The organism is Superficieibacter sp. BNK-5, from assembly GCF_047456055.1.
Lineage (GTDB): Bacteria > Pseudomonadota > Gammaproteobacteria > Enterobacterales > Enterobacteriaceae > Superficieibacter.
Map to the genome: position 1 here is coordinate 1,248,245 of NZ_CP179893.1, position 18,992 is coordinate 1,267,236.

Consider the following 18,992-nt stretch of genomic DNA (forward strand, 5'->3'; position numbering starts at 1 on the left):
AGGCCCAATATACACCTTATGGATACCGCCAGCGCAGAAAAGATGGTTAACGCTTTCTCAAAAGCAGTGAAGCCTATTCCCCTGATGAACGGAGAACGTAACGAAACGGAGTATCGCAGAGCACTGGTGCTGATTGAATTCTTAATCGACAGGGACGATCTGGATAATCCGCTTTTTGAACTTCTCGCCAGGCAAATCAGCGATTATGAAGACCAATCACCTGAATTTTCAGAGTTTAATCGCCGCCTGGAAAGTACGCCTCCGGGCGTCGCTATGCTGCGAACGCTGATGGATCAGTACGGCCTAAAAGCAGCCGATTTAGCGAAGGAGCTGGGGTCAAAAGCCAACGTCAGCAATATTCTCAATGGCCGCAGAGCGCTGACGGTAAAGCACATTAAAGCGCTCTCCGAACGTTTTAACCTTCCGGCACAAGCATTTATCGAATAATTAGCTGTCCAGAAGCTTGGCGGGTAACTCAAAAAATTTATGCATAACAAGAAGGGTGCTATTCTGTGTTAATAAATAACACACCAGAGAACATTATGCCCAGAACAACCAGCATCACGATTGGAGAACAACTGGATCTCTTTATCAGTGAAATGATTGAAAGTGGTCGCTATGGCTCGACCAGTGAGGTGGTAAGATCGGCGCTGCGTCTGCTTGAGCAACAGGAATTGCAAAACAGCAGATTGCGCAATGAACTTGAGGCAGGCTTACACAGCGGCGAAAGCGATCTTACCTTACAGGAAATTGCAGCAAGGAAGAAACGAAGCCTAAATGTATAAACTTTCAAACCTGGCAGCGGATGACTTCGGTTCGATTTATGAGTACACATGGCGTGAGTTCGGTGCGTTGCAAGCCGATAAATACACTCGCCAGCTGGAAAAATTTCTTCAGCTATTGGCTAAAAGCCCAATGTCAGGACGAGACTACTCTGCTGTACTTGAAAATACTCGCCGACACGATCATGGGCAGCATGCTATTTTTTATCGGCCGACAGAGTATGGGATTTTTATTATCCGCATCCTCCACCAGCAAATGAATGTGGAGCAGCACCCGATTTAAGCTATCACTCCTCCTCATTCCCCCCTTCTTCCAGCGGCCCAAATGGCTTCGCTGGGAGCACGATATAGATACCTTCAAACACCGCGCCGGAGGTTTCATTGCCGAACAGTTCGACCTGTAATTGCACGCGCGCCTTACGCCCGCGCGCCAGACGGTCGAGATCGCCGCTGAGCGAACCGAGGTCGGCAATGGCGGTTGGACGCCCGCTAATCGGGTGACTGTAGCGAATATGCGCGTCGGCCAGGATAATCGTACCGCCCAGATGACGCTCGCGCAGCATCAGCCAGATCAGTCCCCAGCCGGTCAGTGTCGCCAGTGAAAACAGGCTGCCGGCAAACAGGGTGTGGTGCGGATTTTGATTGCCGGTCTCCGGCATGGTGGTAATAAATTTTTGCCCGGTATACTGCTGGATGCGCACGCCCATCTTTTCACTGAGCGGAATGTGCTCATACCACGCCTGCTGGAGTTGTCCGCACCAGTCGCCACGGTGCAGGATGTCGTCCAGCGATGCGATTGGTTTAATCATCAGAAAGTGGCGCAGCGGCGTGGTTTGCGGGGCGGTGATTTCCCCCTGGTTCACAAATCCCAGTCTGGCGAAGAACTCTACTGCATCCTCGCGCGCGCTACAGGTCACACGCTTCACCCCTTCCTGTCGGGCAATGGATTCCAGAGTCATCGCCATCAGCGTGCCCAGGCCCTTATCCTGCACATCAGGATCGACGGCCATAAAGCGGATAGAGGCTTCGTTATCGGCATTAATATAAAGCCGCCCGACGGCTACCAGTTTGCCGTCTTCATCCACCACCATTTGGTGATGCGCCAGCGCATCCCAGGCGTCGCGTTCGGACCCTTTCGGCTGATGCAGCGGCTTACGCAGCATCTCCCAGCGAAACTGATAGTAGGCGTCTAACTCTTCTGCTGTTTGCGGTACACGAAGGTGATACATAGCGGCACTCTCTTTTGTTACCCGCGGCCACGCCGGAAGCTGGCTCATACCTGAAGCCAGAACGTAACTGGCCCATCATTAACCAGTGAAACCTGCATATCGGCGGCAAATCGCCCGGTCTGCGTCTCTATCTGCTGCTGACGACAGCGGCCGGCAAAATATTCATACAGTTCTTCAGCGCGATCCGGCGCGGCACCTTTCGAGAAGCTGGGACGCATCCCACGTTCGGTATCTGCCGCCAGCGTAAACTGCGACACCACCAGTACGCTACCGCCTGCCTGCTGAACGTTAAGGTTCATCTTGCCGTCGGCATCGCTAAAGATCCGATAGCCAAGCACGCGCTCGCACAGGCGATTCGCTTTCTGTTCATCATCCTCTTTTTCGACACCTAACAGGACCAAAAGTCCCTGGCCGATTTCACCCGTCACTTCACCCTCCACGGTGACGCTGGCACGGGTTACGCGCTGAATTAATGCAATCATGGCTGGTCTTCTTTTTCTTCTTTGAGTTTGCGGTACTCTCCGAGAGTGACAGTTATTTCCGCGCCAAGCAAGACGATGCACCACGTCCAGTAGACCCAGACGAACAAAATAGGGATGACAGACAGCACGCCGTAAATGAGCTGATAGGAGGGAAACGTGGTGATATACAGCGCAAACCCTTTCTTACCCGCCTCGAACAATAACGCGGCAACAAATGCCCCGATCACCGCATCCCGATTCGGCACCTGCGTCGTCGGCACCACGCTGTATAACAACCAAAAAGAGAGCCACGAGAGGATCAGCGGGAAGATACGCAGCACGTCATCAATCACGCTATTTAGCTCACTGGCCCAGCGCAACGAGAGCAGGTATGAGCTGATCACCAGGCTGGCCCCCGCGAGCACCGGCCCCAGGGTCAGGATCATCCAGTAGACCGCAAAGGAGTAGACCTTGGGTCGGATGCGTTTGCTGCGCCAGATGGCGTTTAACGCGCTGTCGATGGCGTACATCAGCAGGAGCGAGGTCACGATCAGGCCGCACGCCCCCACCGCCGTCATTTTGCTGGAGTTCGCCACGAACTGTTCAATATAACGCTGGATCACATCGCCGGTCGCGGGCATGAAATTAGCGAAAACAAAGTGGCGGAGCTGAACACTCACATCCGAGAACATCGGGAACGCCGCAAACAGCGCAAAGATAACGGCAACCAGCGGCACCAGAGAGAGCAGCGAGACATAGGCAAGGTTACCCGCCAGCGTCGTCATGTTATCTTCGTCGATACGCTGCCAGAGTAGTTTCAGCCACGCCACCAGCGGGCGCGTCGAGTAACTGATTTTTTGCCGGAATTTTTTTGTCATAACTGCTTCGAGAAATAGTCCGGGATGGTTTCTTTTCCCGTCACCAGGATGCTGGTGATCCCCAACAATTTGGCACCTTCTATATTATCGGCGTTGTCATCGAAAAAGACCGCATCCTCCGCAGAAAACCCTTCAGCCTGTAAGACCTGCTGATAGATGCGCGCCTCCGGTTTACGCATACCTAAATCCTGCGACAGATAGATATGATCGGCGGCGCTACGGATTTCCGGGTATTCCTCCGGCCAGAAAGTCGTATGCAAACGGTTAGTGTTTGACAGCACCACAACGCGATACCCCTGCTCCCTCAGCTTATGCATGATAGCGATGACTTCCGGGCGCAGCGCAACAAAGACGGCCTGCCAGCCGTGGGAGAACTGCTCATAGCTCAGGGGCATATTCATCTCCAGACATAGCGCTTGCGCAAACACTTCGTCGGTGATTTCCCCTCGTTCATGCTGATGAAACGCCTCGCCCATCGTGAAGCTCTGCTTCAGCGTTGCGAGGGGAACGCGGCTGAAATCGCTCCATGCCCCCAGCACACGGTTGAAGTCGATATCGACAATCACATTCCCCAAATCAAAGATATAGAGCATTTTTGTCTCCTTTCGCGCCGTGGAGGGATAACTGTAGCGGGAAAGGCGAGGTTTGACTACGGGGTGAGATAAAGCAATCAGAAACATACGGATAATTGCGTATATACAATAAATGTTATAAAGCTCAACTGATTGAATAACATCCTTTTTATTGAGTTGAAAACATTTTATATGTATATACAATACTATTATCTATGATAAGATTGCCAGGCAGGCGGCCATTATCTGATGGACATCATTATCCACACATCGATCAAACAGAAAATTGAAGAAAGGCATCACGTCACAGAAAAAGAAGTCGAGGAGTGCTTTTTAAACCGGGACGGAAACTTTCTTTATGATACCCGGGAAAAAAATAACACTATCCCACCTACGCAGTGGTTCATTGCTGAAACCAACAAGGGAAGAGCGCTTAAAATTTGCTTTGTTCAGACACCTTCTGCCCTTGTGCTCAAAACAGCCTATGAACCTAATGAAACCGAGTCACATATCTATCAGAAGTACGCTTTCTAATGTTGACCAGATTGAATCAAAGGCGTTTTACGAGGAATTACAATGAAAGATAACTTCGCTAAGATTTTGGCCGATGCCGAAAAATGGGACAACCGGGAACTGGGAGCCTCTGAAGAACATGTTGGCGTTGTCTGTGAAAAAACAGCAACGCAGACAGATGACCAGCTCGGCCTTCAGGCTATCTCCATTCGTCTCCCGAAGGTATTAATTAAAGATTTAAAGGATATTGCGGCCCGATATGAGGTGGGATATCAACCAATGGTCAGGGATCTCCTGACACGGTTCGTTCAGGCCGAGCAAAAAAAGTATCTGCTTGATCAACTTAGTAAAATCAAAAATGCTGAAGAAGGTACTGAAAGTACGCCTCCTGTTGATGAATTTATAAAGAATCTTAAGAAGCAGGCTTAAAAATTGAGTGTGATCCACATAAGGGAACTCACCAGGCAAAATACGCAAACGCCCACAGACAACGTGGGCGCACTAAGACAAATCACAGAACTATTCCGCTTTAAACGCCCACCGACTTTCAATAACTAACGGCTCACCCGGACTTACAAATTGAGGATCGCGGTTAATAGCATCAGGCGCCTGTGAAAGCGGGTTAACACAGGTTGCATCGGGTTGTTTATCAAAGGCAACTAATGAAGGGGCCGGAGACGTCATTTCCATACTCAGTTTGCCGGGCCAGTTTAGCGTGGCATGAATGCCATGATTGAAACCGAAACAGTCATCCCATGGTCCCGGCTGCGGCGATATTTTTTTGCCAGTGGGTAGCTCGTCATCCCCCGGCTCTTCCTGCCAGTCCGCCGTAAATTCAACGCAGAGTTCCTGTTCATCGCGCTTTGGATCAAGCTTTTTGTTAAACCAGGGATGCCAGCCAGCCGAGGCGGGAAAAGATTCTTTCGCAGAATGGATTTCCAGTCTGAGCAGAACCGTATCACCGTCAAGAGTGATTACCTGGCGGACGTCTCCCTGCCATGGCCAGGGATTACGCAATTGTGATCGAAGTACAACGGTCTTATTTGTCTGTTTTACTACCTCCCACAAGGAATAACAGGCCATGCCGTGTAACGCGTGAGGTGGTTTATTGGCTGGCAAGGCGTAATGTTTATTGCCCATCTTCAGTGTCGCATTACCGAGACGGCCCACCCATGGCACCATGGGGAAGCAGCCGTACTGAAAGGCCCGACGCTCGGGGTGCCACGGCCTGAGGACATCGAAACCAAACGCGCAAAGCGACACAATGCGCGCACCATCCTGCGGATCAATCAGCAGGCGTAAATTTTCATTTTTGAGGATGACCGACTCATCTGAAGGTCCGGGCCATGGGGTGTCAAATGCTTGTTGCAATGCCAGCCAGTGCGCATTATTCCTTTCAATGTTCATTAGATTGCTCCCTGATAAGGCGATAAGAATGTTGTACTTTCTCTTGCGGTTGATGCGGTTCAATAAACCAGACGCAGATAAATGAAATGGTTGAAATGGCGAATAAAAAAGAGGCGACGTACCACGGTTTTCCGTCACCCAACGCCAGCAGGCTTGAGGCAATAAGAGGACTTAATCCTCCAAGAATGGCGGAAAACTGATAAGCGAAAGAGAGACCGGTATAGCGCACCTGCGTTCCGAACATGCGCGTAAACAACGTTGGTTGGACGGCAAACATCATGGTAGGGCCTAGGTTGTAGCCGAGGATCATGCTGCACCAGATGATGAGTGTGCTTTTCGTTCCCAGCAGCAGAAAAAAGGGAAATGCAAACAGCATGCAAAATCCGGCGCCTAATAAGTATATTTTTCGTTGTCCGACACGATCTGAAATCCAACCCATCAAAGGGCAACAAAAAATACCGATGGCCGAGGCAATCAACATCCCCGTCAGTGGAACATCACGGGAGAGCATGAGCTGACTGGAAATATACACAATGCCAAACGCGTTAATAATATTGGAGGAAACGCTTTCTGCTAACCTGGCTCCGAGCGCCAGAAAGATATTACGCGGGTGGTTACGAAATAGCTCAAACAAAGGGAGCGGCGTTTTTTTCGTTTTTGTTACCTGACGCTGTTTTTTGAAGTCGAGGGTTTCTTCTGTATGCAGTCGTATAAACATACCGACAATCAACATGACCGCAGAGAGCCAGAAGGGAATACGCCAGCCCCAGGAGAGAAATTGCTCCTGGGTCAAAAAATGGTTACAAAGCGCAAACACGCCGGTCGCCAGCATGATGCCCACCGACGCCGCTGTCTGCGGCAACGCGCCAATGAAACCTCGCTTTGCTTCTGGCGCTGACTCAATGGTCATTAGCGCCGCACCACCATACTCACCTCCCAGCCCGAATCCCTGAATCAGACGTAGCGCCATAAGAATCAGAGGAGCCGAGAGACCGATATCATGATAAACAGGAATGAAGCCGATTAAAAAAGTGGAGGTGCCTACAATTGCCAATGTCCAGATTAGCGTAATTTTACGCCCCACTTTATCGCCAAAATGTCCAAATACAATGCCGCCTAATGGCCGTGTCAGGAAGCCAACGCCGAAGGTCGCAAATGAGGCAATCAGCCCTATCCACGGATCGCTGTCCGGGAAAAATAGCGGAGCAAATACAAGCCCGGCGGCAGTACCAAAAATGAAAAAGTCATACCATTCCAGCAGCGCACCAGCAAAACTGCCTATTATTACGCGGCGCATTGCTTTGCCAGATAATGCTTCATTCGGTTCACGTAATCTTTCAGACATAATTTCTTCTCCATTACGGTGAGAAGGTTTACTTTGCGCGTCGATACGTGCCGACGCGCATTATTTTATTTTTCCAGCTCCGCCAGTACCTGAGCGTCCTCAGCGTCCACATTGGCACCGAGAGGTTCCCACTTGATCAGTACGCAGGTGATGAATCCCAGAAAGGGAACGATGGCTAACCAGAAGAAGGCGTCTGTTTTTAATGCGCCCCATAACATCGGCCAGAAGATAAGACCTGCAATGGCACCGGTGCGCATAATTGCCCTCGCGAATCCCACGCCGGTGGGACGGATAACCGGAGGATATGAAAGTGTTGCAATGGTCATCCCCAGCCCACCCGGTCCTGCCGAATGGAAGAAAATAATCGCCCCCAGTAACCCCAGAGACAGCCAGGGATTGGTGGTCGCCAGCGCACCCAGCGCTAATAGCGCCAGCGTAACGAAAGCGAAGCCATACATGGATTGCAGGCGCGTGCCAAAACGCTGGAGGATGAGCGAGCCAATCAAACCGCCGGAGATACCGCACAACGCATTAACGACCGCCGATCCTGAAAGCGCTCCCGTCAGCCCGCCACTCAATATGCCTGCGAGCGTCAGCGGCAAATAAACACCAACGGCGTTATATTGCCAGGCCTGCATCGTGGCGACAACGCAGCCAAGTACGGTACGTCTGCGATAGCGAGCATTAAATAAGATGCCGTAACCGCCATGAAATTTATGTTCCTGATTGTCGGCTGATTCTGCAGGAGAGTGCGAAGCAACGCTGGCATTTACGCCATAGCGTTTTTTAAGGATATGACAGGCTTCGTCATAACGACCTACGCGGGCAGCCCACATGGCGGATTCACCAATAAAGAAGTAACGCAGGATCATGATAATGACGGCAAATACAGCCCCAATGAAAATTCCATAGCGCCAGAGCTGTTCTTCCGCGATGCCGGAGAGAAGAAGGGGTAACAACACCAGATAAACCACGGTTGTCGACACATACCACGCCATTTGCCAGAGGTTAACTGATGAACCCGTTTTCTTTGAGGTTGAACCGCGCAGCTCAACTACCGCATTGGTCGCCAACGGGAAATCGATACCTAAACCGAATCCCATAACGACGCGGCAGACCAGTACCCACCAGATATCAGGTGCGACCGCCACCAGTGCGGCACCCAGGGTACATAGTGTCATACCGATCAGGAATGCATAACGTTGACCAAAACGGTTAATAACGCGGTTGGCTAACAGGCCCCCAATTAAGGCTGCCACCAGCACAGAGGCGTTTACAGTCGCCGCAAGACCAGGAGAAATACCAAACTGGATGGCAATATATTTATTACCAAATCCAACCATTGCTGCCTGATAAGCATCAATCAGGATGCCGCCCAGGGCGATAAAAATGACACCAACGTTAGCGTTTAACGCGGCATTTTTATTAACGATGTCGATAACATCCTGTGGGCGACCTATCGTATAGGGTGCAGGACTGGTGATGTGACTCATCGCAGTATCCTTTTTCATTGTTGTAGAGTGGCGCTGCCAGGCAGCGCCAGACAGAGGGTTTTACATTCAGACTTCTGAAAATTGCAGCATGACTTTTATTGAGTCATTTTGCTGCGCACGTTCAAAGGCCGAGGCGGCATCGCTAACGGGATAGAGATCCGTTACCAGTTCGCTGGTATCAAAGCGTCCGTCAACCAGCCACTGAATGACCTCATCAAAATCCTCAGGGATATACATGCCGGAATTGAGTAAATCACGTTCAAAGCGCTGCATCATTGGCAGGGGAATTTCACGCGGGCCACCGGGAACGCCCATGCAAACGACCGTTCCACCCGCATAGACGCGTGTACAAGCCTCGTTGAGCGTTGCCTGCGCCGCCACAACGTCAATGACGCCGGTGAATCTCGCTTCTTCTGACAGTTCTCCTGGCGCAAAGACGGCTCCCGCCCCCAGCTTCAACGCTAATTCGCGTTTTGCATTGTCAGGTTCAATAACCGTGATCTTGCCCGCGCCCATAATGCGTAGCGCCTGAACGATAGACAAACCGATGGTTCCGGCACCAATGACCAGAACCTCTTCCAGTGAGGCTTTCGGCATCCGGTTAACACAGTGCCTGGCACACGCGGCAGGCTCAGCAAACGCCAGCACTTTCAGCGGTAGCGAGGCGGGTGCCACATGGCAGTTGCGAGCCGGGACGATGTGCTGCGAACGGGCAAAGCCCGGTGCGCGGAAGCCAGCTACCTGCGGCGGTTCACAAAGATTAAAGCGTCCGGCTTTGCACGCGCGGCACTCCATACACGCCATAATCGGATCGACAACAACGTGATCGCCGACCTTAATCGTGGTGACCTCGCTTCCCACTTCTGTTACGCGAGCGGCAATTTCATGCCCCGGTACAACCGGTGGTTTTGCAAAAGGATGCCCGCCTTTCAGAACGTGCAGATCGGAACCGCAAATTCCAAAAAAGGCAGGGGCGATTCGGACTTCGTGCGCGTTAAGCGCCTGATGCGGCTGCTCAATATATTGGGTGGTCACCTTTCCAATATCTGAAAATAAAACTTGGGTGATTTTATCCATCACAGTTCTCCGAATAGGTTTTATCAGCCATTAACGCTGAGCAATGCCTTCGTCGACAATTTCCGCCAGCCGCTGAAGACGCGGAACAGAAACATCGCCCAACATGGTCTGTGGATCCTGTGCACCAATGACGGAAGCCCAGACGGCGCGCCCCGCAAGAAAACCAGAAGCCCCGCCTTTCATCGCAATGCGTACCGCGCGACCGAAAATATCGGCGTCCACGCCAGAGGAGAGGATCACCCACGGCATCTTCATCTGATCATTAAGCTTCTGACACGCTGCCAACAGAGTTTTCTCATCACCTTTACCGCCGTGAGGCATTTCGGCTTTGTACAGATCGGCTTCCGTATTACCCAATTCAGCCGCTGCCGCGACAATAGCCGCTTCACGATCGAATTCCCATCCACGGCGAGGCGGTCTGACCACCGGTTCAATAATGCTGACCAGCCCGGCGCTGCGGCAACGCTCAACGAATGACCTGACCATCGTTAAACGTTGTTCTGCCGGTTCGTCTTCACGCCATAGCACAAGAAGTTTCATTGCCTTAGCACCCATCGCTCGCGCTTTATGTGGATCAACAGAGGTATCAATTTCAACGCTGTCTACCGGGATGCCATTGCCCGGCACAAAAAGGTCGGCAGCAACAATCAGCCCGCAGGTGTCAGCCACAGCGCGCTGCTCTACAATCTGGTCCAGACAGAATTGTTTATCGGCGAGAACTGCCGAGGCATAGGGAGAAAGAATACGGGTAGCCGCAACTTTAAACCCGGTGAGTACATTGTCTGCTACCGGCTTTGGCTGACCCGCCGCCATAAACATCAACCGCATCGCTTCACGCTGATCGACTGCCAACATGGCAAAACCACCGGACGGGCGGGCGATATCTTTCAGGGTATAAGGGGTATTCATAATTGCTCCTGTCACTATTTACTTATTTACGGTTTCAACCAGACCGGCCTGCTGACGCATGTCGAGTAATAATGCGCTCCAGTCCTGTCGGCCACGTCCACTGTTACTGGCTGACTGGTAATAGGTTTCTGCAACCTGCCCCATACCCAGTGGAACACCTGTTTGCTGTGCAACATCAACCGCGATACGTAGATCTTTCAGTGCCAGATCAACCATAAAGGCGGGTGAGACATCGCCCTTCAGCACCTTGCCCGGCCAGGAGGTGGTGAAATGACCTTTCCCCGCCGCCGTGCCGCTCATAACGTTGATCGCCACCGCCAAATCCAGGCCAAGCGACTCGCACAGTACAGCGGCTTCGCCAGAAAGCGCGTTCAGCGCAATGCTCATATAGTTATTAATCAGCTTCACGCGGATCCCCATACCTGGGCCGCCCGCCTCAACCAGTTCCGAACCCATGCACATCAATACTGACCGCGCACGCTCAACCTGTTCGGGAGTTCCGCCCGCCAGAATCAGCAAGGTGCCGTCTTTTGCGTTATCAGACGTTCTGCCGACCGGGGCATCCATCATGGCAAAGCCTTTTTGCTGCATTTCATCGATCAACGCATCGGTCTGTAAGGGATGGATGGTGGACATATCAATCACCAGCGCCGCCGGAGAAAGGGTTTCAGTTACGCCGTTTTCACCCATGAGCGCCTGACGAACAATGTCTCCGTTGGGCAGCATGGTAATAACAATGTCTGCTTTTGCGGCCGCTTCGCCCGGTGTTTTAGCCGCTACTGCACCTTTATCGACAAGCCGATTGACGGCATCGGCACTCACATCGAAAACATGCAGTTGATGGCCTTTCAAAAGTAAGTTACTGGCCATAGGGCTTCCCATTTGACCAAGGCCAAGAAAAGCGATAGTTGTCATGACTGTCTCCTGCATCATCTGGATGGCTATAAAGTTACACATCAAAAATCATTTCCGTCTGTTTTTGAGCATATTTGTAATTTAAGGTTAAAAACTCGACACAGATCACTAATCAGATCATTTGTGTCATTAAAATGAGCACAAGATGACAAATACAAGAGGAATAGACGGATATGACCAAAATCGCCTGTGTGGGAATTGCTGTTCAGGATCGGATTTACGCCATCAATGCGCTTCCTGAAGGGGGAGGAAAGTATCAGTCAGAACGCTATATCGAGGTGGGCGGCGGCCCGGCAGCAACGGCTGCGGTCGCTATTGCCCGGCTGGGCGGCGAGGTCGATTTTATCGGGCGTGTTGGCGATGACAGCTGCGGTACTGCCTTATTGGCAGAGCTTCAGTCGTGGGGTGTGAATACGCAATACTGTCGCCAGTATCCGGAGGCGCGTTCATCACAGTCGGCCATTTTAGTCGATAAGCAGGGCGAAAGAATAATTATCAATTATCCAAGCCCGGATTTACCGGACGACGCACAATGGCTTGAAACAATTGATTTTTCGCAATATGACATGGTGCTGGCCGATGTACGCTGGCATGACGGCACGTTAAAAGCATTTAAGCTGGCTCGCGCCGTAAACGTGTCTACTTTGCTGGATGCTGACATGACACCGCAGGACATCACGCCACTGGTAGCGCTCGCCAGCCATGCCGTTTTCTCGGCCCCGGGGTTGCAAAAGATGACGGGACGAAATGATGATACTCTGGCACAGCTTAAAAGCGCCGCATCTTGTACCGATGCACAGGTCTATGTGACGCAGGGAAGTGAAGGTTCATACTGGCTTAGTCATGATCGTTTGTGTCATTTGCCTGCCTTTTCTGTCGATGTCGTTGACACCACCGGCGCAGGTGACGTCTTCCACGGTGCAATAGCCTTTGCGCTTGCCAAAAAAATGCCGCAAGATCGCGCTATTCGCTTCGCCAGTGCCGTTGCTGCCCTTAAATGCACTCAACCTGGCGGACGTGCAGGTATTCCTGATAGTGAGCAAACCGAGTCATTTTTGTCACGTTACAGGTAAATCTGGGGCGATAATTTACGGAAAATAACAGGAGAGATCATGAGCGTTATCGAACTGACCGGTAATCCGCGACACGATCAGCTCGTTCAGTATATTGCTGAGCGCGGGTATATGAATATTGATGATCTGGCGCAGTTACTTGATGTTTCAACGCAAACCGTGCGCCGTGATATTCGTAAATTAAGCGAGCAGGGCCTTATCACTCGCCACCATGGTGGCGCTGGCCGCGTATCCAGCATAATGAACACGTCCTTTGAGCAGCGCGAGTTATCTTTAACGCATGAAAAAAGGGCAATGGCTGAGGCCATTGCCGACTATCTGCCCGAACGCTGTACGGTGTTTATTACCATTGGGACGACCGTGGAAGCTGTCGCCAGAGCGCTGGCAGGGCGGCGCGATCTGCGTATTATTACTAACAGTTTGCGGGTAGCTCAGATTCTCTATAAGAATCAGGATATTGAAGTCATGGTGCCAGGCGGTACCCTGCGTGCGCACAACGGCGGTATTGTGGGTCCGGCAGCGGTCAGTTTTGTTGAAGGATTCAGAGCAGACTATTTAATCACCAGCATCGGCGCAATTGAAAACGACGGCACGCTACTGGAGTTTGATGTTAATGAGGCGACCATAGCCAGAACCATGATGGCACATTCCCGCCATACACTACTGGTTGCCGACCATACCAAATTTCATGCTTCAGCGGCCGTTTCCATCGGCAATGCGCGTAAGGTAAAAGCTTTTTTTACTGATATACAACCGCCAGCCACATTTAATCAGCTTCTGGAACAGGAAAAAGTCGAACTGGTGATTGCAGAAGAGGAAGCCTCCTGAAGGAGGCTTCGTTAAAACGGCAAGCGTGTACTTCCTCGCGGCATGATCTCAAAGCCCACATCAATAATTTCACCAGGATACTGCTTGTCCTGGCTCATTTTGAGCATCATTTCCGCCGTTTTTTCTGCAATTTTATTCGCATTCCAGTTCACACTGGATAAGGAAACGGGTGCCAGCCAGGCGCTGGAGGGAAAATCGCCAAAGCCCAAAATACTCAGTTGGTCGGGTACGGTGATCCCTCTCGCCTGTGTTTCCATCAGTAAAGCTGTAGCAATGGAATCGCTGGTACAAAAAATGCCGTCAATTTCACGCGCTTTCACCAGCGTCTTGATAAGAATTTCACGGCTCGCCTGCCAGATATTTTCTGTTTGCGGGATGTCCACCAGCAACGCTTTCTTTCCTGCTTCTTCAAGCGCACGACAAAACCCTGCGTAGCGAATACGAGCGCGAATGTCGTCGTGAAAACGCGTCGTAAAATAGGCCAGATGCGAACATCCTGTATCCAGCAAATAACGCGCAGCCGTATAACCAATATGATCCTGATTATTACCGACCTGGGCGCTAAAAACGCTGCCATCGACCTGCCACATTTGAACAACGGGTACGCCGCTGTTCTGTAACATTTTAAGCGTCGCAGGTTTATGATCGGCCCCGGCGATGGCAATAACGGCAGGGGACCACTGTAGAATGGCCCGTATTTGCTCTTCTTCTTTATCCAGACAATGATCGTGGGAGGCTATCGACAACTGGAAACCGTGTTCGCTTACGGTAGATTCTATACGTTGAATAACATGGCTGAAGGTGACATTAGCCAGTGAAGGCAACACGACCGCCATATTACAGCTTTGCCCCCCGGTAAACTGGCTGGCAATCTTGTTATGGACATACCCTAAATCGTCAATTGCTGTCTGGATTTTTTTACCCGTTTTTGCCGAAACGCGGTCTGGCTGGCGGATATACAGGGATACCGTAGAGGGGGATACCCCGGCCTGCTGTGCAACATCATCAAGTTTTACTATTTGGCGTGACCTCTGGCGCATTCCTCTCCCTTCTGGTGATAACCACGAACTAACCTGACGATCAGTACCACGGCACCGAGCCAAATCAGCGCTAACAGAAGGTAAAACCTGTCAGTAATACCCTCTCTGGACGCCAGCGCCAGCGGAGACAATGTGATAAATATACTGATCAAAGCCGCCATCATAATAACACTTGCTGGCGCTGCATATCGCCATTTTTCCATAGGTATATCGGGAGCGTGATGAGCGACAGGTCGGCTGTTCGAAGGTTGCCATAAGCCAATTAGTAGCATCATTGCCACTTCAATAACAAACAGAATGCCCATGACGTGAATGAAATGAAACGGGATCCACGCATCCAGCCCGGCAAAAGTATACAAACCATAAGCAACAATATGAAAAGCCAGTACCCATTTTGCGGCCAGCGCCGGTACTGTGCGAGTTAAAAACCCTACCAAAACAATTGCAATAATGGGGATATTATAAAAACCAGTAAAACGCCGCATTAAGTCAAAGATGCCATTCGGGCTCCATAACAGCAACGGAGCGATCACCACAGAAATGAGGGATATTGCCACTGATACCATCTTACCTGTCCGCACCAGCTTTTTTTCGTCCTTGCAGCCGGTCAGAGGCGCGTATAAATCAATAACAAACAGCGTTGCGCCAGAGTTGACCACCGAATTGAAATGGCTAATGACCGTACCAAAGATGGCGGCGGCGAACATACCGATCAGCCACCAGGGAACTACGGCTTTCACTAACGCAGGATAGGCATAATCGACATGGGGGAAGACAGGGCCAAACATATTGAAAGCAATCAGACCGGGTAAAACCATTCCCAGCGGCACCAACAGCTTTATACCGCCTGCCAGTAATACGCCCTTTTGACTTTCTGCAAGCGATTTGGCACCCAGTGTCCGCTGGATAATCATCTGATTGGTGCACCAGTAAAACATATTTGCACATAGCATACCGGTGAAAATAGTACTAAATGGCACGGAGGAGGTTGACGATCCTATCGCATTTAACTGCTCCGGATGTTCCAGTAAGATAGTGCCACCGGCCAAAAAAGAGCCCTTTCCAAGCGCAAAAAGTCCCAGCACAGGCACCAGCATAGCGGCAACTAACAGAATAAGCCCACTGATGGTATCTGAAATCGCTACGGCTTTCAGGCCACCTAATGTGGCATACAACCCCCCGGTAATCCCCATCACCAGTGAGAGCGTCCCAATCGCTCCCCAGTCAGAAAAGTGCAGTATCTGCTGAAAATCGAACATTTCATTCATGGTGATCGCGCCAAGATAAAGACTACAGGGATTAGCCATCACCGCATATCCCACCAACAGCATAATGCTGACGATTCGCCGGGTGCTGCTATCGAAGCGCTCTTCAAGAAATTGCGGCAGAGTGGTAATGCCTCGTTGCAAAAAACGCGGTAGAAAAAAGAGAGCCATCATAACCGTCGCAATCGCGGCGGTACTTTCCCATGCCAGTCCGCTGATGTCGAAGCGGTAAGCGTTGCCGTTTAGTCCGACCAGTTGCTCGGCAGACAAGTTAGAAAGCAGGAGCGATCCGGCGATAAAATAACCGCTCAATCCTCTTCCTGCCAGAAAAAAACCCACTACACCAGATTCAGAAACCCCCTTTGTTTTCCGATAGGAATATAGCGCTACGAAAACAAGGAAAAGGAAAAACGTCCCAATAGAAAATAGCATTTCCATATCATAAACCTTCTAAAAAATTGGCAAGGCGTACTATGTCACTGGATATATGCTGTGATAAGGCCATGTCACTCTGAAACTTGACGTCGCAAACAAAAACCACACTGATGATGTGAGAAATGTGCATCAGATCACATAACGTGTTTCTCCCCCCTTGAATATCGTAGCGCTACGATATTACTGTAAAAGCATGTTCAATACAGGATTTACAGTTATGTTTAATAAGGAATGCTTAACACGGCGAGATATCACGGAGCTACGAAGCCAGCGCTGGTATGCCCCACAGACCATCCGGGCATTTGCCCACCGTCAACGTACCCAGCAAATGGGATTTGCGCGCGAAGAGTTCTTAGGCAAACCGGTTATCGGCATCATCAACACCTGGAGTGATATGAGCGCCTGCCATTCACATTTGCGTGAACGGGCAGAAGCGGTAAAACGCGGCGTTTGGGCCGCAGGCGGATTCCCGGTGGAATTACCCGCCCTGTCGATGGGTGAAGTCATGGTGAAACCCACCACCATGCTCTATCGTAATTTTCTCGCTATGGAGACTGAAGAGTTGTTACGCCAGCATCCAATTGATGGTGTGGTTTTGCTTGGCGGTTGCGATAAATCCACGCCTGCCCTGTTGATGGGCGCACTCTCTATGGATATCCCCACTCTTTTCTGCCCGGCAGGACCGATGACTACCGGCAAATGGCACGGTCAGGTAACTGGCGCAGGTACACACACGAAAAAATACTGGGATCAGCTACGGCTGGGTGCCATCACACAACATGACTGGATTGAACTTGAGGGCGCGATGACAAGGTCAATCGGTACCTGCAATACCATGGGTACAGCATCCACGATGACCTCTATTGCCGACGCCATGGGTTTTACCCTCCCCGGCGCCAGTTCCATTCCGGCGGCGGATTGTCGTCACCCGCAGATGGCGGCACAGTGCGGCCACACCATTGTTGATATGGTGTGGTATGACCATAAGCCGTCCCGTTGGCTGACAAAAGAAAATGTGATTAACGGCGTTATCGCTTACATGTCACTCGGTGGTTCAACCAATGCCGCAATTCATCTTATCGCGATGGCTAACCGCGCCTCTATTTCACTCACGCTGAAAGAAATGGAAGCCATTGCCCGCAAAATACCGGTACTGGCAAATCTTTTTCCTTCCGGCCGGGCGCTTATGGACGATTTCTTCTTTGCCGGCGGCCTGATGGCGCAAATGAAAAAGCTCTCCGGCTTTTTACATCTCAATGCGCGTGGCGTACTCAATACGCCCGTCAGCGACTGGATCGAAAGCGCGCGATGTTTCGACGATGACATTATTCGTGACATAGATAATCCGGTGATCCCGCTTTCACAGGGCTGCGCATTGACCGTTTTACACGGCAACCTTTGCCCGAATGGTGCCGTGATGAAATCCTCCGCCGCCAGCCCTCAATTTCACCGGCACCAGGGGCCAGCGCTGGTATTTGATAACCATCAGGCGCTGTCTGACGCCATTGACGATCCGGATCTGAATGTAACTAAAGATACCGTGATTGTCCTGCGCAATGCAGGGCCGGTGGGCGGGCCGGGAATGCCCGAATGGGGGAATCTGCCTATTCCTAAATAACTGTTACAGCAGGGTGTGACGGATATGGTGCGCATTTCCGATGCCCGAATGTCCGGCACCCACTATGGTACCTGTATTCTGCATGTCGCGCCGGAGGCAGCCGTTGGTGGTCCCCTCGCACTGGTACAAACCGGCGATATCATTGAACTGAATATTGAGGCCGGTACGCTCAATATGCAGGTAGATGACGCTGAATTAAAGCGCCGCCGGTCCGCACTACAACCCCAGCATCCCGTTTTTGGCCGTTCCTGGGCCGCACTATATCAACAACACGTTACGCAGGCTGATGAAGGGTGTGATTTCGACTTCCTCCAGTCCGGCAGCGACGTTCCTGAACCTCCCATTTTTTAAGGTGAAAAATGAATAATTTTAAGCAAGCTATTCTGGCAGGCCAGCGGATGCTGGGTACATGGATGATGACCGGCAGCGATACTGTCGCGGAGGCAATGGCTACGGTTGGATTCGATTTTTTGGTACTGGATCAAGAGCATGTCGCCGTCGATACGCTGGAAGCAATTCGAATCGATCGCGCGATTCGCAGCGTTAATCCACTGACGACGCCCCTTTACCGTCTGGCGGGGAACGAAGTGGTACTGCTCAAGCGCGCGCTTGATGGTGGAGCGATGTCATTAATGATCCCATTTATTAATACGGTTGAGGATGCGCGTAAAGCCGTGGAGTCCGCTTACTATCCTCCTTATGGTAAGCGTGGTTTTGCCGCCATGCATCGGGCATCGGGCTGGGGAGGTAATGCGGAATTCGTCAGAGAAGCTCGTGAAGCGCTATGCCTGATTTTACAGCTCGAAACACCTGAAGCCATTGCTAACGTCGGAGCGATGGCTGAAATCGAGGGGATAACCGGCTTCTTCATCGGTCCCGGTGATTTATCCTCTTCGATGGGCCATCCGGGTAACCCTTCGCATCCTGACGTGCAGGCCATGATAAAACGCGGCCTGGATGCCTGTAAGCAGCTCGGTAAGCCATGCGGGATCGTTGGCGGTAATCCTGAACTGGTGAACCGCTACCAGCAAATGGGCTTTACATTTGTGGCACTGGCGTCCGATATGAGTTTTTTGATCTCCCGCGCAAAAGAGCAATTGGGCGCTATTCGTGGAGAAGACGTACAGATTCGTGGCGGCGAGGTCTATTGAT

General features: G+C 51.2%; 20 protein-coding genes and 1 pseudogene. 9 read left to right on the plus strand and 12 right to left on the minus strand.

Going from position 1 to position 18,992, the window contains the following annotated elements; all coding sequences use genetic code 11:
* Positions 1 to 18: 18 nt before the first annotated feature.
* The 3 genes from ACMGGS_RS05990 to ACMGGS_RS06000 all read left to right on the plus strand — a co-directional run bounded on the left by ACMGGS_RS05990 (position 19) and on the right by ACMGGS_RS06000 (position 1,065).
* Complete coding sequence (locus tag ACMGGS_RS05990; protein WP_414166208.1) at positions 19 to 447, plus strand: helix-turn-helix domain-containing protein; 429 nt, start codon at positions 19 to 21, stop codon at positions 445 to 447.
* Between the two features lie 95 nt (positions 448 to 542).
* Positions 543 to 785: a type II toxin-antitoxin system ParD family antitoxin gene (locus ACMGGS_RS05995; protein ID WP_176919597.1), complete on the plus strand. Its 243-nt coding sequence runs from the start codon at positions 543 to 545 to the stop codon at positions 783 to 785.
* On the plus strand, positions 778 to 1,065 hold the full coding sequence (locus ACMGGS_RS06000) for a type II toxin-antitoxin system RelE/ParE family toxin (protein ID WP_414165405.1): 288 nt from the start codon (positions 778 to 780) through the stop codon (positions 1,063 to 1,065). Before ACMGGS_RS05995 ends, ACMGGS_RS06000 begins: the two co-directional genes overlap by 8 nt.
* Positions 1,066 to 1,069: 4 nt before the next feature.
* Here ACMGGS_RS06000 and fabY read toward each other — a convergent pair whose 3' ends face one another.
* The 4 genes from fabY to yihX are packed head-to-tail and all read right to left on the minus strand — an operon-like array spanning position 1,070 to position 3,943.
* Positions 1,070 to 2,011 carry a fatty acid biosynthesis protein FabY gene (gene fabY, locus ACMGGS_RS06005; protein ID WP_414166209.1) on the minus strand — a complete coding sequence of 314 codons (942 nt, stop codon included), beginning with the start codon at positions 2,009 to 2,011 and terminating at the stop codon, positions 1,070 to 1,072.
* A 44-nt stretch (positions 2,012 to 2,055) separates the two neighbouring features.
* Complete coding sequence (gene dtd / locus ACMGGS_RS06010) at positions 2,056 to 2,493, minus strand: D-aminoacyl-tRNA deacylase (RefSeq protein ID WP_414165406.1); 438 nt, start codon at positions 2,491 to 2,493, stop codon at positions 2,056 to 2,058.
* A complete protein-coding gene (locus tag ACMGGS_RS06015) occupies positions 2,490 to 3,350 on the minus strand; it encodes a virulence factor BrkB family protein (RefSeq protein WP_414165407.1) in 861 nt (286 codons plus the stop codon). Before ACMGGS_RS06015 ends, dtd begins: the two co-directional genes overlap by 4 nt.
* The gene (gene yihX, locus ACMGGS_RS06020) at positions 3,347 to 3,943 is read right to left on the minus strand and encodes a glucose-1-phosphatase (protein WP_414165408.1); all 597 of its coding nucleotides are present in this window, start codon (positions 3,941 to 3,943) and stop codon (positions 3,347 to 3,349) included. The genes ACMGGS_RS06015 and yihX overlap by 4 nt, the downstream gene beginning before the upstream one ends.
* 228 nt (positions 3,944 to 4,171) lie before the next feature.
* Here yihX and ACMGGS_RS06025 point away from each other — a divergent pair, with 228 nt between their 5' ends.
* Together ACMGGS_RS06025 and ACMGGS_RS06030 are read left to right on the plus strand one after the other, a co-directional pair.
* A complete protein-coding gene (locus ACMGGS_RS06025; RefSeq protein WP_414165409.1) occupies positions 4,172 to 4,456 on the plus strand; it encodes a hypothetical protein in 285 nt (94 codons plus the stop codon).
* Positions 4,457 to 4,498: 42 nt separating this feature from the next.
* Complete coding sequence (locus ACMGGS_RS06030) at positions 4,499 to 4,864, plus strand: hypothetical protein (RefSeq protein WP_414165410.1); 366 nt, start codon at positions 4,499 to 4,501, stop codon at positions 4,862 to 4,864.
* Between the two features lie 90 nt (positions 4,865 to 4,954).
* Here ACMGGS_RS06030 and ACMGGS_RS06035 read toward each other — a convergent pair whose 3' ends face one another.
* From ACMGGS_RS06035 to yihU, 6 genes are all read right to left on the minus strand, one after another.
* Complete coding sequence (locus ACMGGS_RS06035) at positions 4,955 to 5,842, minus strand: aldose 1-epimerase (protein ID WP_414166210.1); 888 nt, start codon at positions 5,840 to 5,842, stop codon at positions 4,955 to 4,957.
* Complete coding sequence (locus ACMGGS_RS06040; protein ID WP_176919591.1) at positions 5,832 to 7,187, minus strand: MFS transporter; 1,356 nt, start codon at positions 7,185 to 7,187, stop codon at positions 5,832 to 5,834. The genes ACMGGS_RS06035 and ACMGGS_RS06040 overlap by 11 nt, the downstream gene beginning before the upstream one ends.
* A gap of 65 nt (positions 7,188 to 7,252) precedes the next feature.
* Positions 7,253 to 8,680, minus strand: a complete 1,428-nt coding sequence (locus tag ACMGGS_RS06045; protein ID WP_414165411.1) for an MFS transporter — start codon at positions 8,678 to 8,680, stop codon at positions 7,253 to 7,255.
* A 66-nt stretch (positions 8,681 to 8,746) separates the two neighbouring features.
* Positions 8,747 to 9,757: a zinc-dependent alcohol dehydrogenase gene (locus ACMGGS_RS06050; RefSeq protein ID WP_414165412.1), complete on the minus strand. Its 1,011-nt coding sequence runs from the start codon at positions 9,755 to 9,757 to the stop codon at positions 8,747 to 8,749.
* A 30-nt stretch (positions 9,758 to 9,787) separates the two neighbouring features.
* Positions 9,788 to 10,666, minus strand: coding sequence for an aldolase (locus ACMGGS_RS06055; protein WP_414165413.1), 879 nt, complete (start codon positions 10,664 to 10,666; stop codon positions 9,788 to 9,790).
* Between the two features lie 18 nt (positions 10,667 to 10,684).
* Complete coding sequence (gene yihU / locus ACMGGS_RS06060) at positions 10,685 to 11,581, minus strand: sulfolactaldehyde 3-reductase (RefSeq protein ID WP_414165414.1); 897 nt, start codon at positions 11,579 to 11,581, stop codon at positions 10,685 to 10,687.
* Positions 11,582 to 11,754: 173 nt separating this feature from the next.
* On the opposite strand from yihU, the gene ACMGGS_RS06065 reads away from it, so the two are divergent.
* Both ACMGGS_RS06065 and ACMGGS_RS06070 read left to right on the plus strand, forming a co-directional pair.
* Complete coding sequence (locus ACMGGS_RS06065) at positions 11,755 to 12,654, plus strand: sugar kinase (RefSeq protein WP_414165415.1); 900 nt, start codon at positions 11,755 to 11,757, stop codon at positions 12,652 to 12,654.
* Positions 12,655 to 12,693: 39 nt separating this feature from the next.
* Positions 12,694 to 13,482 carry a DeoR/GlpR family DNA-binding transcription regulator gene (locus ACMGGS_RS06070; RefSeq protein WP_414165416.1) on the plus strand — a complete coding sequence of 263 codons (789 nt, stop codon included), beginning with the start codon at positions 12,694 to 12,696 and terminating at the stop codon, positions 13,480 to 13,482.
* A gap of 11 nt (positions 13,483 to 13,493) precedes the next feature.
* Here the strand turns inward: ACMGGS_RS06070 and ACMGGS_RS06075 are convergent, their stop codons facing one another.
* A complete protein-coding gene (locus tag ACMGGS_RS06075; protein WP_414165417.1) occupies positions 13,494 to 14,522 on the minus strand; it encodes a LacI family DNA-binding transcriptional regulator in 1,029 nt (342 codons plus the stop codon).
* Complete coding sequence (locus ACMGGS_RS06080; RefSeq protein ID WP_414165418.1) at positions 14,498 to 16,225, minus strand: solute:sodium symporter family transporter; 1,728 nt, start codon at positions 16,223 to 16,225, stop codon at positions 14,498 to 14,500. Before ACMGGS_RS06080 ends, ACMGGS_RS06075 begins: the two co-directional genes overlap by 25 nt.
* Positions 16,226 to 16,439: 214 nt before the next feature.
* Between ACMGGS_RS06080 and araD the strand changes: the two are divergent.
* Together araD and ACMGGS_RS06090 are read left to right on the plus strand one after the other, a co-directional pair.
* A pseudogene (gene araD / locus ACMGGS_RS06085) lies at positions 16,440 to 18,191 on the plus strand (L-arabinonate dehydratase).
* Positions 18,192 to 18,199: 8 nt separating this feature from the next.
* A complete protein-coding gene (locus ACMGGS_RS06090; RefSeq protein WP_414165419.1) occupies positions 18,200 to 18,991 on the plus strand; it encodes an HpcH/HpaI aldolase family protein in 792 nt (263 codons plus the stop codon).
* Position 18,992: the final 1 nt, after the last annotated feature.

Coding starts and splice junctions, on each gene's coding strand:
- ACMGGS_RS05990 (WP_414166208.1), top strand. CDS start 19: ATGGATACCGCCAGCGCAGAAAAGATGGTTAACGCTTTCTCAAAAGCA.
- ACMGGS_RS06055 (WP_414165413.1), bottom strand. CDS start 10,666: ATGAATACCCCTTATACCCTGAAAGATATCGCCCGCCCGTCCGGTGGT.
- yihU (WP_414165414.1), bottom strand. CDS start 11,581: ATGACAACTATCGCTTTTCTTGGCCTTGGTCAAATGGGAAGCCCTATG.
- ACMGGS_RS06040 (WP_176919591.1), bottom strand. CDS start 7,187: ATGTCTGAAAGATTACGTGAACCGAATGAAGCATTATCTGGCAAAGCA.
- ACMGGS_RS06080 (WP_414165418.1), bottom strand. CDS start 16,225: ATGGAAATGCTATTTTCTATTGGGACGTTTTTCCTTTTCCTTGTTTTC.
- ACMGGS_RS06015 (WP_414165407.1), bottom strand. CDS start 3,350: ATGACAAAAAAATTCCGGCAAAAAATCAGTTACTCGACGCGCCCGCTG.
- ACMGGS_RS06065 (WP_414165415.1), top strand. CDS start 11,755: ATGACCAAAATCGCCTGTGTGGGAATTGCTGTTCAGGATCGGATTTAC.
- ACMGGS_RS06025 (WP_414165409.1), top strand. CDS start 4,172: ATGGACATCATTATCCACACATCGATCAAACAGAAAATTGAAGAAAGG.
- ACMGGS_RS06050 (WP_414165412.1), bottom strand. CDS start 9,757: ATGGATAAAATCACCCAAGTTTTATTTTCAGATATTGGAAAGGTGACC.
- ACMGGS_RS06075 (WP_414165417.1), bottom strand. CDS start 14,522: ATGCGCCAGAGGTCACGCCAAATAGTAAAACTTGATGATGTTGCACAG.
- ACMGGS_RS06070 (WP_414165416.1), top strand. CDS start 12,694: ATGAGCGTTATCGAACTGACCGGTAATCCGCGACACGATCAGCTCGTT.
- fabY (WP_414166209.1), bottom strand. CDS start 2,011: ATGTATCACCTTCGTGTACCGCAAACAGCAGAAGAGTTAGACGCCTAC.
- ACMGGS_RS06030 (WP_414165410.1), top strand. CDS start 4,499: ATGAAAGATAACTTCGCTAAGATTTTGGCCGATGCCGAAAAATGGGAC.
- yihX (WP_414165408.1), bottom strand. CDS start 3,943: ATGCTCTATATCTTTGATTTGGGGAATGTGATTGTCGATATCGACTTC.
- ACMGGS_RS05995 (WP_176919597.1), top strand. CDS start 543: ATGCCCAGAACAACCAGCATCACGATTGGAGAACAACTGGATCTCTTT.
- ACMGGS_RS06090 (WP_414165419.1), top strand. CDS start 18,200: ATGAATAATTTTAAGCAAGCTATTCTGGCAGGCCAGCGGATGCTGGGT.
- ACMGGS_RS06035 (WP_414166210.1), bottom strand. CDS start 5,842: ATGAACATTGAAAGGAATAATGCGCACTGGCTGGCATTGCAACAAGCA.
- ACMGGS_RS06000 (WP_414165405.1), top strand. CDS start 778: ATGTATAAACTTTCAAACCTGGCAGCGGATGACTTCGGTTCGATTTAT.
- dtd (WP_414165406.1), bottom strand. CDS start 2,493: ATGATTGCATTAATTCAGCGCGTAACCCGTGCCAGCGTCACCGTGGAG.
- ACMGGS_RS06045 (WP_414165411.1), bottom strand. CDS start 8,680: ATGAGTCACATCACCAGTCCTGCACCCTATACGATAGGTCGCCCACAG.